At 56.7% G+C, this 14,336-nt stretch carries 14 protein-coding genes; 2 read left to right on the forward strand and 12 right to left on the reverse strand.

The window, feature by feature from the left end; genetic code table 11:
• Positions 1–26: 26 nt before the first annotated feature.
• Both nrdG and nrdD read right to left on the reverse strand, forming a co-directional pair.
• Complete coding sequence (gene nrdG / locus RTM13_RS13505) at positions 27–491, reverse strand: anaerobic ribonucleoside-triphosphate reductase-activating protein (protein WP_312212503.1); 465 nt, start codon at positions 489–491, stop codon at positions 27–29.
• On the reverse strand, positions 491–2,629 hold the full coding sequence (gene nrdD, locus RTM13_RS13510; RefSeq protein WP_312212504.1) for an anaerobic ribonucleoside-triphosphate reductase: 2,139 nt from the start codon (positions 2,627–2,629) through the stop codon (positions 491–493). Before nrdD ends, nrdG begins: the two co-directional genes overlap by 1 nt.
• A gap of 355 nt (positions 2,630–2,984) precedes the next feature.
• Between nrdD and mgtL the strand changes: the two genes are divergently transcribed.
• Positions 2,985–3,038, forward strand: a complete 54-nt coding sequence (mgtL, locus tag RTM13_RS20215; RefSeq protein WP_409418540.1) for a mgtA regulatory leader peptide MgtL — start codon at positions 2,985–2,987, stop codon at positions 3,036–3,038.
• 143 nt (positions 3,039–3,181) lie between these two features.
• Entirely contained in the window at positions 3,182–5,890 is a 2,709-nt protein-coding gene (mgtA, locus tag RTM13_RS13515; RefSeq protein ID WP_312212505.1) for a magnesium-translocating P-type ATPase, read from the forward strand.
• A gap of 11 nt (positions 5,891–5,901) precedes the next feature.
• Here mgtA and RTM13_RS13520 read toward each other — a convergent pair whose 3' ends face one another.
• The 10 genes from RTM13_RS13520 to arcA all read right to left on the reverse strand — a co-directional run bounded on the left by RTM13_RS13520 (position 5,902) and on the right by arcA (position 13,700).
• On the reverse strand, positions 5,902–6,354 hold the full coding sequence (locus RTM13_RS13520) for a transposase (RefSeq protein WP_312212506.1): 453 nt from the start codon (positions 6,352–6,354) through the stop codon (positions 5,902–5,904).
• A gap of 72 nt (positions 6,355–6,426) precedes the next feature.
• Complete coding sequence (ridA, locus tag RTM13_RS13525) at positions 6,427–6,813, reverse strand: 2-iminobutanoate/2-iminopropanoate deaminase (protein WP_312212507.1); 387 nt, start codon at positions 6,811–6,813, stop codon at positions 6,427–6,429.
• A gap of 94 nt (positions 6,814–6,907) precedes the next feature.
• The gene (gene pyrI, locus RTM13_RS13530; protein ID WP_312212508.1) at positions 6,908–7,369 is read right to left on the reverse strand and encodes an aspartate carbamoyltransferase regulatory subunit; all 462 of its coding nucleotides are present in this window, start codon (positions 7,367–7,369) and stop codon (positions 6,908–6,910) included.
• Positions 7,370–7,386: 17 nt separating this feature from the next.
• On the reverse strand, positions 7,387–8,319 hold the full coding sequence (pyrB, locus tag RTM13_RS13535) for an aspartate carbamoyltransferase (protein ID WP_312212509.1): 933 nt from the start codon (positions 8,317–8,319) through the stop codon (positions 7,387–7,389).
• A complete protein-coding gene (locus RTM13_RS13540; RefSeq protein WP_174435470.1) occupies positions 8,312–8,458 on the reverse strand; it encodes a pyrBI operon leader peptide in 147 nt (48 codons plus the stop codon). Before RTM13_RS13540 ends, pyrB begins: the two co-directional genes overlap by 8 nt.
• Positions 8,459–8,544: 86 nt before the next feature.
• Positions 8,545–9,036, reverse strand: a complete 492-nt coding sequence (locus RTM13_RS13545) for an arginine repressor (protein WP_312212510.1) — start codon at positions 9,034–9,036, stop codon at positions 8,545–8,547.
• A gap of 21 nt (positions 9,037–9,057) precedes the next feature.
• Positions 9,058–10,461, reverse strand: coding sequence for a YfcC family protein (locus tag RTM13_RS13550; protein WP_312212511.1), 1,404 nt, complete (start codon positions 10,459–10,461; stop codon positions 9,058–9,060).
• Positions 10,462–10,511: 50 nt separating this feature from the next.
• Positions 10,512–11,516: an ornithine carbamoyltransferase gene (gene argF / locus RTM13_RS13555; RefSeq protein ID WP_312212512.1), complete on the reverse strand. Its 1,005-nt coding sequence runs from the start codon at positions 11,514–11,516 to the stop codon at positions 10,512–10,514.
• 18 nt (positions 11,517–11,534) lie between these two features.
• Positions 11,535–12,464, reverse strand: coding sequence for a carbamate kinase (arcC, locus tag RTM13_RS13560; protein WP_312212513.1), 930 nt, complete (start codon positions 12,462–12,464; stop codon positions 11,535–11,537).
• Between the two features lie 15 nt (positions 12,465–12,479).
• Complete coding sequence (gene arcA / locus RTM13_RS13565; protein WP_312212514.1) at positions 12,480–13,700, reverse strand: arginine deiminase; 1,221 nt, start codon at positions 13,698–13,700, stop codon at positions 12,480–12,482.
• Positions 13,701–14,336 lie beyond the last annotated feature (636 nt).

Here is a 14,336-nt window from a genome sequence, read left to right on the forward strand (position 1 = left end):
ATGATTTAATAAAAGCCTGCGCCAGATTAACGCAGGTAGTGGACTACCTGATTGCTGCTGCCGCGCCAGATTAGCATCGGATCTTTCAGATCCTGAACAAACTTACCGTCGATAAGCACGTTAATCAGATCGACGACCGCCAGTTGGTCGCGGCTTAGCTCGTCTAACTTATAGCCGGTCCAGACCCAAATATCCTTTCCGGGGCATTCGGCACGTATGCGCTGCACCAGGCGGAGAATATCCGGCACGTTTTGTGGATGGAGCGGATCGCCGCCGGAGAGCGAAATGCCCTGGCGTTTAATTCGCGTATCGTTGAGATCGTTAACGATGCGATCTTCCATCTCAGCGGTAAATGGCAGCCCGGAGTTGAGCCGCCAGGTGCTCTTGTTATAGCACCCAGCGCATTCGTGCACGCACCCGGAGACGAATAGCGTGCAGCGCGTACCGGGGCCATTAACAATATCGACAGGGTAATACTGGTGGTAACGCATTACCCAATCTGCCCGTTACCCAAATGCTTGACGCGGCGCTTCACCTCTTCCTGCTTGCCGGCGTTAAACGGCCGGGCATCCGGGCTGCCTAAATAGCCGCAGACGCGGCGGGTGACCGAGACGCGGGCGGCGTCGTGGTTGCCGCATTTCGGGCAGGTAAAGCCTTTGCTGGTGCACTCGAACTCGCCGGTAAAGCCGCACTCGTAGCACTCATCGATCGGCGTATTGGTGCCGTAGTAGGGCACATGCTGATAGCTGTAATCCCAGACATCCTCCAGCGCCTTCAGGTTGTGCTGGATGTTTGGGTACTCGCCGTAACAGATAAAGCCGCCGCTGGCTAACGGTGGGTAGGGCGCTTCGAAATCAATCTTGTCGTAGGGGTTAACTTTCTTCTCAACGTCGAGGTGGAAGCTGTTGGTGTAGTAGCCCTTGTCGGTGACGCCCGGCACCACGCCGAACTCAGCGGTATCGAGACGGCAGAAGCGGTCGCAGAGGTTTTCACTCGGCGTGCTGTAGAGGCTAAAGCCGTACCCGGTCTCCTCTTTCCACTGCTCTACCGCCTGGCGCATCCGCTCGACGATGGCGATGCCTTTGGCACGCAGCGTTTCGCTGTCGTACATATGCGTGTCGCCAAACAGGGCGTTAATGGTTTCGTGAATGCCGATATAGCCCAGCGAAATCGAGGCGCGACCGTTTTTAAAGATAGAGGCGATCTCATCGTCGGCCTTCAGCCGCACGCCGCAGGCACCTTCCATATAGAGAATAGGGGCCACGCGGGCCTTCACCCCTTCGAGGCGAGCGATACGGGTCATCAATGCCTTGCGTGCCAGCGCCAGACGTTCATCGAGCAGCGTCCAGAACGCCGCCTCGTTGCCTTTCGCCTCCAGGGCGATGCGCGGCAGGTTCAGGCTGATGACGCCGAGGTTGTTGCGCCCGTCGTGGATCTGCTCTCCGTTCTCATCTTCATAGACGCCGAGGAAGCTGCGGCAGCCCATCGGCGTTTTAAAGGAGCCAGTCACCTTCACTACCTGGTCGTAGTTGAGGATATCCGGGTACATGCGCTTGCTTGCACACTCCAGCGCCAGCTGCTTGATATCGTAGTTGGCGTCGCCAGGCTTGTGGTTTAGTCCATCGCGGATGGCGAACACCAGCTTCGGGAACACCGCCGTTTTGCGGTTTTTACCGAGGCCGGCAATGCGGTTGCGCAGAATCGACTGCTGGATCAGACGTGACTCCCAGCTGGTGCCCAGCCCAAAGCCGAAGGTGACAAAGGGGGTCTGGCCGTTGGCGGTGTGCAAGGTATTCACCTCATACTCCAGCGACTGGAAGGCGTCGTAGCACTCTTTCTCGGTGCGCGAGCGGGCGTAGCGCTCGGCGTCCTGGATCTGCCACGCCTCGGCAATCTCACGGTGCTTGTTGAAGCTCTCGGTCACGAACGGGGCCAGCACCTCATCGATACGGTTGATGGTGGTGCCGCCGTAGATGTGGCTGGCCACCTGGGCGATGATCTGTGCGGTCACCGCCGTGGCGGTAGAGATAGACTTTGGCGGCTCGATCTCGGCGTTGCCCATCTTGAAGCCCTGGGTCAGCATCCCCTTCAGGTCGATAAGCATGCAGTTGAACATCGGGAAGAAGGGGGAGTAGTCGAGATCGTGGTAGTGGATATCCCCGCGCTCGTGGGCCAGCACCACGTCACGCGGCAGCAGGTGCTGACGGGCGTAATGTTTGGCGACGATACCGGCCAGCAGGTCGCGCTGGGTCGGGATCACCTTGCTGTCTTTGTTGGCGTTCTCATTGAGCAGGGCGGAGTTAGTCTGCTCCACCAGGCCGCGGATCTCCTGATTCAGGCGGCCGCGTTTCTCCCGGGAGATGTCGCGATCGTGACGATACTCAATATAGGCCCGGGCCAGCTGCTTGTAGGGACCGGACATCAGCTGGTTTTCCACCGCGGTCTGGATCTCGCTGATGTCTACCTGCGATCGCGCCTGCATCTGCTCTCTGACCACCTCTGCGACGGTAGCGCAATAGTCGGCATCATCAACGCCCGCCGCAGCGGCGGCGCGCAGAATCGCTTCCCGAATACGCTCTGATTTGAACTGTACCTTACAGCCATCTCGCTTCATCACATGCGGGGTCATGATCTCTCCATAGTTAAAATAGTATTTACGGCGCTGTTGGAATATTAGGCGATTACTACAATATGTAGCGCCGGGACGGCATTTTAAGTGCTACATATAGTGATTTGCATCAAACAAGTTTGCGATTTTATTGACGCAGGACAAGGTAAAACGGGGAGCGTACAGTGGGCGTGCGCTACAAGGAAATGTAAATATTATGGGAGAAAATGGCTTTGCTGGATGCGCAGGCGAACCTGCTCTGGTTTAGCGAACGTTTACTTATCAGAGCGTATCGTACTGCCCGAATAGCCACAAAAAGTGTGGCGATACTCGTATACTGCACGTCAACTTTACTCTTTACCTTACCGGAGGCGACATGGATCCCGATCCCACCCCTCTCCCGCGATGGAGAAACACTTTTTCCCGGTAAGTCGCTGTTCATTGCCTTACCGGGTGTGTAGGGCAGTGACGTCCTGAACGTTTCTGCATAAATTTTTCAGTGCCTGTCAGGTACGGCTTCGCCACGCCTGATGGCAGAGCTGCGCTCGCTCCGGCGAGTGCGGGGGACTTATTATGCTTATCAATATTACTCGCCGACTGCTTGCGCGGCTGAACCGCCACCTGCCGCGCCGTCTTGTGCAGCGCGATCCCTTACTGAGTGCGAAAAATCTGGCTGACGTAGCCATTCCGCCGACCCTGACGGAGCTGTGCCTGCGCGTGGCCTTCATGGAGAAACATAAATTATGGCGCACGTTTAACTCACATCCCGAGGGGCTAAACGCAACGGAAGTAGAAAAGAGCCGTGCCAGGCATGGTGATAACCAGCTTCCCTCAGAGATGCCTGCGCCGTGGTGGGTGCTCCTGTGGTTATGCTATCGCAACCCCTTTAACCTGCTGCTTACCGCGCTTGGCATTGTCTCTTACGCGACAGAGGATCTCTTTGCCGCGGGCGTTATCGCGCTGATGGTCGGGATCGCTACTCTCCTGAATTTTGTCCAGGAGGCGCGATCCACCAGGGCGGCAGATGCGCTTAAGGCGATGGTCAGCAACACCGCCACGGTTCTGCGGGTCATCAATGAGAAGGGCGAAAACGCGTGGCTTGAGCTGCCGATCGACCGGCTGGTGGTGGGCGATATCATTAAACTCTCAGCGGGGGACATGATCCCGGCAGACCTGCGTATTTTTCAGGCGCGGGATCTCTTTGTCGCCCAGTCGTCGCTTACTGGTGAATCGCTGCCGGTTGAGAAAGTGGCCTCCAGCCGTAACCCGCAGCAAGCTAACCCGCTGGAGTGCGATACGCTCTGTTTTATGGGAACCACGGTGGTTAGCGGGAGCGCGCAGGCAATCGTCATTGCCACCGGGGGCAACACCTGGTTTGGGCAGCTCGCCGGACGCGTCAGCGAGCAGCAGAGCGAGCCAAACGCCTTTCAGACAGGTATCAGCCGCGTCAGCCTGCTGCTGATCCGCTTTATGCTGGTGATGACGCCGATTGTTCTGCTGATCAACGGCTACACCAAAGGCGACTGGTGGGAGGCGGCGCTGTTTGCACTCTCGGTTGCGGTGGGATTAACCCCGGAGATGCTGCCGATGATTGTCACCTCCACCCTGGCGCGCGGCGCGGTGAAGCTATCGAAGCAGAAAGTAATTGTGAAGCATCTTGATGCCATCCAGAACTTTGGCGCAATGGACATCCTTTGTACCGACAAAACCGGCACGCTAACCCAGGATAAAATTGTGCTGGAGCACCACACCGATATCTCCGGCAACTTGAGCACGCGCGTCCTGCAGGATGCCTGGCTAAACAGCCACTATCAGACCGGGTTAAAAAACCTGCTTGATGTTGCGGTACTGGAAGGTATCGACGAAGCATCTGCCCGCACACTATCCAACCGCTGGCAAAAGGTGGACGAGATCCCGTTTGATTTCGAGCGCCGTCGCATGTCGGTGGTGGTCAGCGAGCAGGCCGACGTGCATCAGCTGATCTGCAAGGGCGCGTTACAGGAGATCCTCAGCGTCTCTACTCAGGTGCGCTACCACGAAGAGATTGTTCCGCTGGATGAGAACATGCTGCGACGCATCAGGCGCGTGACCGATAACCTCAACCGCCAGGGACTGCGGGTGGTCGCCGTTGCCAGTAAAATCCTGCCGGCGCGGGAGGGAGACTACCAGCGCATCGACGAATCCGATCTGATCCTCGAAGGCTATATTGCCTTCCTCGATCCGCCGAAGGAGACCACCGCCCCGGCGCTCAAGGCGCTGAAGGCCAGCGGCATTAGCGTGAAAATTCTCACCGGCGACAGCGAGCTGGTGGCGGCTAAGGTGTGCCACGAGGTAGGGCTGGAGGCGGGCAACGCGGTCACGGGCAGCGATATTGAAACACTCTCCGATGACGCGCTGGCCCAGCTGGCGCAGCGCACCACGCTGTTTGCTCGCCTGACGCCGCTGCACAAGGAGCGCATCGTCTCGCTTCTGCGTCGCGAGGGGCACGTGGTGGGCTTTATGGGCGACGGCATAAACGATGCTCCGGCGCTGCGGGCCGCAGATATTGGCATCTCCGTGGACGGCGCGGTAGATATTGCTCGTGAAGCCGCAGACATCATCCTGCTGGAGAAGAGCCTGATGGTGCTGGAAGCGGGGGTGATTGAAGGCCGCCGTACCTTTGCCAACATGCTGAAGTACATAAAAATGACCGCCAGCTCTAACTTCGGCAACGTCTTTAGCGTCCTGGTCGCCAGCGCATTTCTGCCCTTTTTGCCCATGCTACCCCTGCATCTGCTGGTGCAGAACCTGATGTACGATCTCTCCCAGGTCGCGATCCCGTTTGATAATGTGGACGAGGAGCAAATCCGCAAGCCACAGCGCTGGAACCCCGCCGATCTTGGACGCTTTATGCTCTTCTTTGGTCCGATCAGCTCCATCTTTGATATCCTGACTTTCTGCCTGATGTGGTTTGTATTCCATGCGAACACGGTAGCGTCGCAGTCGCTGTTTCAATCCGGCTGGTTTGTGGTCGGGCTGCTATCGCAAACCCTGATTGTGCATATGATCCGTACCCAGCGCATGCCGTTTATCCAGAGCCGTGCCGCCTGGCCGCTAATGCTCATGACGCTGCTGGTAATGGTCATCGGTATTGCGCTGCCGTTCTCTCCGCTGACGAGCTACTTGCAGCTTCAGGCTCTGCCGCTGAGTTACTTCCCGTGGCTGATCGCTATTCTGGCGGGGTATATGACGTTAACGCAGCTGGTAAAAGGATTTTATAGCCGTCGTTATGGCTGGCAGTAGGCGTTCGTCTTTCAGATCAGCTGCACAATACTGTATCCGAGGGCGCAGATAATCAGGACGATCGTGATCCAGCAAAACTGGTAAAACGCATTATTCGCCCCTAACCCATAGCGGGCGAGAGAGGTGTTTTCCGCTTTAATGTGCTTTGCCGATATAGCGCGAAAGCGGCGGATATAGTGAAGGCAGTAGAGCAGGAAGAGGGGAATAACCAGCGCGCCGATAGATTTAGAGAAGGCAAGGGTCAGTATCAGGGCAACGGCGATAGCGGCCAAAAATACCTTTCCGGCGTTAGACTCTGCCTGTTTTAACTCACACCTGATATCTTCAGCGTGTAACGCTTGCCAGCGGCGAAGCGTGCTTATGCTGAACCCATATTGCTCGCACAGTAGTTTGTCGGGCACGCCATTTTTGGACTGGTAAAGAAAGTCGGCAATTTGCTCATCGGTAAAACGTGCTTTTGCCATTAACGTTCTTCTCTGGCTGGGCAGGAGGCGTAGAGCCGGGCGTCGTTGCGTCGCCCGGCGCTGCACGGACGATTAACGACGCACGGCGATCGCTTCGATCTCGATCTTCACATCTTTCGGCAGACGGGCAACTTCTACGCAGGAGCGTGCCGGGAAGGCCGCCTGGTGCTCATTAAAGAACGCTTCATAGGTCGCGTTAACGGTGGCGAAGTCGTTCAGATCCTTCACGAACACCGTGGTCTTAACAATGTCGCCTACCTTCAGGCCAGCGGCTTCAACGATAGCCTTAACGTTCTCCAGCGACTGGCGCGCCTGAGCGGCGATATCGTCCGGCACGCTGCCGGTTTTTGGATCGACCGGGATCTGGCCGGAGGTGAGGATCATGCTGCCGAGATCGACTGCCTGAACATAAGGACCAATGGCTGCTGGTGCATTTTCCGTCGCGATAATTTTTGTCATCATTTCTCCTGAAGCGAATGGTAGTGAGGTTCCGCGCCATTATAGGCAGCGCGGAGGGGATGACCAATCTGAATTAGATGATGTTTATTAATGCTTAGTTCGCCAGCACCACCGTATGGGAGAACTCTTTTTCACAATATTTGCACTTCAGGGCGATGTCATTGGCGCGCTGCTTCACCGCAAAGCTGGAGAACACCGGCTCGGCATGGCTGATGCAGTTGCTGTTGGGGCAGACCAGCACCGCCTCGATGCGCGCCGGCAGATTAGGCCGCGATTTGCCCACCACCTCATAGTCGTCGATGCGGTTTACCGTCGCGTGCGGTGCGTAGAGCGCCAGCTGGTTAACCTGTTCGTCGGTGAGGAAGGTGTTTTCGATCTTGATCAGATCTTTGCGGCCCATCTCACCCGAGGGCAGGTTCAGGCCGATGGTGATCCGCTGATCGGTTTCGGTCAGCTTAAACAGGGTCAGGAGCTTAAAGCCCACCTGGGCCGGAATATGATCAATCACCGTGCCGCGCTTGATCGCTTCGACCTGCAGTTTATTATCGTGTGTCATCTCGTTTTCCCCCTCTCTTAGGCCAAATCGCGGTTGAGCACCAGCGCCAGCAGCGCCTGACGCGCATAGATACCGTTGCCAGCCTGCTGGAAGTACCAGGCGTGCGGCGTCTTATCTACGTCGGTGGCAATCTCATCGACGCGCGGCAGCGGGTGCAGCACCTTCATATTGTCGCGGGCGCTGTGCAGGTCGCTGGCGCGCAGGACAAACTGCGCCTTCACGTTGGCGTATTCGGACGGATCCAGACGCTCTTTCTGCACGCGGGTCATGTAAAGGATATCCACCTCCGGGATCACCTCTTCAATGCTGGCGTGCTGACTCCAGGCAATCCCGCGCTCATCCAGCATATCGAGGATGTACTGCGGCATTGCCAGCGCATCGGGAGCGATAAACAGGAAGCGGTTGCCGTTAAACTTCGCCAGCGCCTGAGCCAGCGAGTGGACGGTGCGGCCATACTTGAGGTCGCCCACCATCGCGATGTTGAGATTCTCCAGTCGGCTCTGGGTCTCCTGGATGGTAAAGAGATCGAGCAGGGTCTGAGTCGGGTGCTGGTTTGCGCCGTCGCCTGCGTTCAATACCGGAATACCGCCGGAGAACTCGGTGGCCAGCCGCGCTGCGCCCTCCTGCGGGTGACGCATTACGATGGCGTCAACATAGGTGCCGATCACGGAGATGGTGTCCGCCAGGGTCTCGCCTTTTTTACCCAGCGAGGTGTTGCTGCTGTCGGAGAAGCCGACCACACTTGCGCCCAGGCGGTGCATTGCGGTCTCAAACGACAGGCGGGTGCGGGTAGAGGCCTCAAAGAAGCAGCTGGCTATCACCTTGTGCTTCAGCAGCTCCGGCTGCGGGTTAGCCTTCAGGCTGGCAGCGGTCTCCAGTACCTGTTCCAGTTCTTCGCGGCTGAGATCGTTTATGGAAATGATATGTTTCTGATAGAGCGGATTAGCCATGGTTATCTCCTGACGTCTGCGCAAAAAAAAGCCCCTCAAAAGAGGGGCTATAGAAATAGGTGAGCATTGGGAAGAAAAACGGCAGGCCAGCGCCCTCTTTCAGGCGCGGTGAGACAGTGTGTCGAACGGACTTGACCATGCTTCCTCCCGGCAAATTGTCGGCGATTATACTCAGCTCATAATGCGAATCAAGGGATCGATGCGCTATTTATCAGAAGCAAACGGTTATTTCGCATATATATGCATTTTTAATAGATGGTTAACGCGGTTGCGCACCTGGAGAGTACGCTGCACGTCGCGCGGAGCGACCCAGACGATGCTGCTGCCTGCCACCACGCCAAGGATCTCTGGCAGAGCATGGTAGTCGAGGATACGGGCTACCGCTCGCCCGTATCCCGCAGCGGTATGAATAAGAATAAACTCGCGATTATGCTCGACGTTTACCACCATATCAGAGAGGCAGCGTGCGGCATCCGGCGTCGGTCTCAGCTGGGGATTGAGGGCATAGATACGCTGTCCCTTGGCATTGCGGATCTTAATAATGCCCAGCAGCTTCAGCAAGCGCGACACCGTGGACTGGCTGATGGAGTCAAAGCCGTGCCGTTGGAGGTCCCGGCGGATCGCCTCCTGTGACAGATAGCTCTTCTCGGTCACCAGGCGCTGACAGACGGCAAGCTGCTGCTGTTCTTTGGTAGAGCAGTCGCGGTATTCCTTCATACTCTTTACTCCCTGTGGTCGTTAAAGCAGCGCGCCGAGGCTTAATATCAGGCAGATCAATACGGTCAAGATCAGCAGCAGCGGCGCGACCCATTTCAGATAGCGGACGTAGGGCACGCGGGCAATGGCCAGCCCGCCCATCACCACCGCCGAGGTGGGGGTGATCAGATTGACAATGCCGGACGCGGCCTGGTAGGTGGTTACCACCAGATCGCGATTAACGCTGGCAAAGTCCGCCAGCGGAGCCATGATCGGCATCGTCAGCACCGCCAGCCCGGAAGAGGAGGGCACCAGAAAAGAGAGCACCACCTCTAGCCAGTACATTACGTTGATAAACACCACGCTGGAGAGGCCGCTCACCACTCCTTCGGCGCTGTGCAGGATGGTATGGGTGATCATGCCCTTGTCCATCACCACCACGATGCCACGGGCGATGCCGATAATTAACGCCACGCCCAGCAGATCCCGCGCGCCGTCAATAAAGGTGGCGGTCAGCTCCTCCTCGCTCATACGGGCCAGCAGGCCGGTGATAATGGCCGCGGCGAGAAAGACGCCGGAGATCTGCCCCATCCACCAGCCCAGCACTGCCACGCCGTAGATCATCACCGCAAACGCGAGAGCGAAGATGACCAGGATCAGCTTGCGCGTGCCGGTAAAGGCCAGATCCTGCTGGCGCTTGCCGCCCAGGAAGTGGGTGATGTTCTCCTCCTGCTTGTCCGCCACAACGGATCGGCTGGGATCCTGACGCACCTGGCGCGCATAGCGCATCACCCACGCGACGCAGATAAGCCAGCCCGCCACCAGCAGCGCCACGCGCAGCCAGATGCCGTGAGTAAAGGGAATGCCTGCGGCATTGGCGGCAATCACCGTAGCGAAGGGGTTAATCGTGGAGCCGAGGGTGCCGATCCCCGCCCCCAGCAGTACGGTTGAGGCGGCCACCAGCGGATCGAAGCGCGCCGACATCATGACCGGCACCAGCAGGGTGTAGAACGGCAGCGACTCCTCCGCCATGCCGTAGATCGTACCGCCGGCGGCAAACAGCCCCATCAGGATCGGGATCATCCACTCTTCCCGACCGCGTAGCTTCTGCGTAACGCGTTCGATCCCGGCGTCGATGGCCCCGGTTTTATTGACGATCCCCAGAAAGCCGCCGATGATCAGCACGAACAGCGCGACGTCAATGGCGCCCGCCTGACCGGTATCGGGATCGTACAGGCCGCTGATGGGAGCCATAATAACGGCAACGATCCCCTGCGGATGGGCGGCAACGGGCGCATAGGTGCCTGCGACAGGAACCTCTTTACCCAGCGTCTCGTTCATCACCATCTGGTAGTGCCCGGCCGGGACGATCCAGCTCAGCGCGGCAACCAGCGCAATCAATACAAACAGAATGGTGTAGGCAGAGGGGAATTTGAATCTGCGCATAGGGTTATCTCCCTGTATGGGCGTCGCAGATGCCGCGACGCCCGGGGTGGTTACTCGCCGAGGGTCGCCACCATCACCGCTTTGATGGTGTGCATCCGGTTCTCTGCTTCATCGAACACAATGGAGTGGGCGGACTCGAACACCTCCTCGGTGACCTCCAGCCCCTTCAGCCCGTAGGCCAGCTCAATTTCGCCTCCTACGGTGGTGTGCTCGTTATGGAAGGCGGGCAGGCAGTGCATAAATTTCACCTGCGGATTGCCGGTGGCCTCAATGACCTGCTGATTCACCTGATAAGGCTTCATCAGGCTGACACGCTCGCCCCACGCCTCTTTTGGCTCGCCCATGGAAACCCACACGTCGGTGTAGAGGAAATCAACGCCGGCGACACCCTCAGCAACGCTTTCGGTCAGGATGATTTTTGCCCCGGTTTTCGATGCAATTTCCCGGCACTGTGCCACCAGCGCCTCTTCTGGCCAGAATGCTTTCGGGGCCACCAGCCGGATGTCCATGCCCATTTTGGCTGCGCCAACCATCAGGCTGTTGCCCATGTTGTTCCGCGCATCGCCCAGGTAGGCAAAACGCAGCTCAGAGAGGCGTTTACCTGGGGCGTGCTCCAGCATGGTCATCAGATCGGCAAGGATCTGCGTAGGGTGAAACTCATTGGTCAGGCCGTTCCATACCGGGACGCCTGCGTACTCGCCCAGCTCCTCGACTATCGTCTGCCCGTAACCACGATACTCAATGCCATCGTACATGCGACCAAGCACGCGTGCGGTGTCTTTCATGGACTCTTTGTGGCCAATCTGCGAGCCGCTCGGTCCGATATAGGTTATCTGCGCACCCTGATCAAATGCCCCAACCTCGAAGGCGCAGCGGGTGCGGGTAGAGCTTTTCTCGAAGATCAGCGCAATGTTTTTACCGCGCAGGGTCTGCTTTTCGCGGCCCGCTTTTTTGGCAGCTTTCAGCTCCACTGCTAAATCGATCAGGAAGTGGATCTCGTCTGGCGTAAAATCCAGCAGCTTCAGAAAATTACGTTTTTTCAAAGAGATGTTCATAAATTGTCCTTAATATGTTTACTGAAGAGGATCGTTGCGGATCAGGGTTCCGCGCTCGCCGGCGAGAATGGCCAGGCCATCTGCCAGAGAGCCGATCCCGGCGATACCGTCACAGGTCTTAACAAAGCGGCAGCAGGCGGCGACTTTCGGTCCCATCGAACCGGCGTCGAAGATAAACCCGCTGAGCTGCTGCGGCGTGGCGTGGGTGAGCGGGCGCTGCTCCGGCGTACCCCAGTTGAGATAGACCGCGTCGGCATCGGTGAGGATCAGCAGCGCGTCGGCCTCTAGCTGACGGGCCAGCAGTGCGGCGGAGAGGTCTTTATCAATGACCGCTTCAATACCGTGGTAGCCGTCAGCTTTTTCAACCACCGGCACGCCGCCGCCGCCGTTGCAGATCACCAGATGGCCGCGCTGGAGGAGCGCTTCAATAGCATCGCGATCGACAATACGCATCGGCTGTGGGGAGGGGACCACACGGCGGAAATAGCTGCCGTCAGCCTTAAAGCACCACCCTTTTTCAGCGGCCAGCGCGTCGGCCTGCGGCTGGTCATAAACTGGACCAATGTATTTGGTGGGATTAGCGAGAGCGGGATCGGCGGGATCCACCGCGACCTGGGTGAGCAGGACGCTCACTTCGCACTCGGGAAGCCGATTTTTCAGCGACTGTTGTAGCATGTAGCCGATCATCCCCTGGCTCTCGGCCCCCAGCACATCGAGCGGATAGGGCGTGACGCCGGTATAGGCGCTGTTTTGCAGTGCCAGCAACCCCACCTGTGGCCCGTTGCCGTGCACCAGCACTACCCGCCAGCGGTGGGTAAGCCGGGCAATCACTTCGGCTGCCAGATCGATATTCTTGCGTTGGATGGCTGCTTCCAGCGGCTCGCCGCGTTTTAGCAGGGCGTTACCGCCAAGGGCGACCACGAGGGTAGGCTTTATCTCTGTTTTCATTCTCTGCTCCTTGCCTTAAATCGCGTCGCGTTCCAACGGACAGCTCATGCAGCGTGCACCGCCGCGCCCGCGTCCCAGCTCATCGCCCGGGATCGGCAGAACGGTAATCCCGGCCTTGTCATATTTCTCGTTGGTCCAGACGTTGCGCTCGTAGCCGATCACCACCCCAGGGCGCAGGGTCAGCACGTTATTGGCGTCGTTCCACTGCTCGCGCTCGGCTTCAAAGGCATCGCCGCCGGTGGTGATTAGCTGGATCTGCGTGACGCCAAGCGCTCTCTCCAGCGCCCGTAGCAGGGTGGTCTCCTGGCGACGGGTAATCCCGCCGTGGCCGTCCGGCGTCAGCGTCCAGCACTGTACGTCCGGGCGCACAACTTCCGGGTAGACGGAGAAGGTGTCGATATCGATATGGGTCATCACCGTGTCGAGATGCATGCAGGAGCGGTGTTTCGGCAGCTCGACGGCGATAACACGTTCGGCCTGGCGGTGCGTAAAGAGGGCGGAGGCAAGGAACTCGACTCCCTGCGGCGTAGTACGTTCAGACATGCCGATTAATACCGTACCTCGACCAATCACTAAAACATCACCCCCTTCAAGGGTGGCGTGGTCGTAATTGATATCTTCATCGCCGAAATACTTAATAAATTCGCCGTTAATAAAGTGAGGATGCCAGCGGTATATCGCTCGTAAATTATTGGTTTCACGCTGGCGGGCCGGTTTCGCCATGGGATTAATCGAGACGCCGTTATATATCCAGCAGGAGGTGTCGCGGGTAAAGAGGTGGTTTGGCAGCGGCTTCATAATAAAGTCATTTGCGGTATGAATATCCACAACCATATTGTTAATTGAGGCCGGTATTTCACCGTAGGTGAGTCCCCCGCTTAAACGCCGCGCCAGCTCACGGTGAGGCATATCCGCCAGCCAGCCGCGCACATCGCTGGCAAAGGCGGGCCCCAGGCGGTAATCAGACACCTGGGTTTGCAGCAGCCAGGCCTTAGCGTCTGGTCTATCCAGCGTCTCGGTTAATAGATCGGTAAGTAACAGAACTTCGACGCCCTGCTCACGTAGCGTATTAGCGAAAATATCGTGCTCTTCACCGGCGCGCTCAACGGATAATACATCATCAAATAACAGTTCCTGGCAATTTGAGGGCGTCAGTCTTTTCAAACTAAGATTTGGGCGATGCAGCATGACGCTGCGTAACTGACCAACTTCCGATCCGACGTAGTGTTTTTCCATAACTACTCCTTACGTTTTCCGGCAATAAGAGGGCGAGGTTATGAAATGATTTATTTCATAACGATCAGGGTTCGCTGGATTTCGTGGATATAGTAGATCTCTTTTGCATTAATAATGTGATGCTGTTCACGTGGAAAGGGGCATGGAATAACCCTGCTCAGGTTATTTGAGGTGGCGCAGAGAATGCAGATTTGTTTTAAATTACATTATGCATTACTACGCATTAGTCTTTATAAATATTTGAAATTGTTAATGATATGTTGGTGTGCACCACCGAAAGGGGTTTTTATGCCATTGATATTATTGATTAAATTTCTGTGTTGGCATGCTTATGCATAAATAAAGTGATTTTATTTGCGTGCACTCTTTTGTTTAAAGATAATTATTCCTTGCATACAGATTTAATAGCAAAAAGTAACTTGTGACGCTGCGCTGGTTTTTTTAATTCCTACATCTAATTCAAAATGCTAAAGCCATTTTTTAATACCTTCGCTCTCCTTTTATGCATTCAGGATGCATATTGTTGTGTTTTTAAGTAACATTGCATTAACTTATTTTATAATAACTATGCACAGTTGGCGATCGAAGCAGAAACGCAGCGAAGAGAAGTAACACTAATTAGAATGGAAATAAGAA

The sequence above is a fragment of the Pseudescherichia sp. genome (genome assembly GCF_031979925.1).
In the GTDB taxonomy this organism is placed as follows: Bacteria; Pseudomonadota; Gammaproteobacteria; order Enterobacterales; family Enterobacteriaceae; genus Pseudescherichia.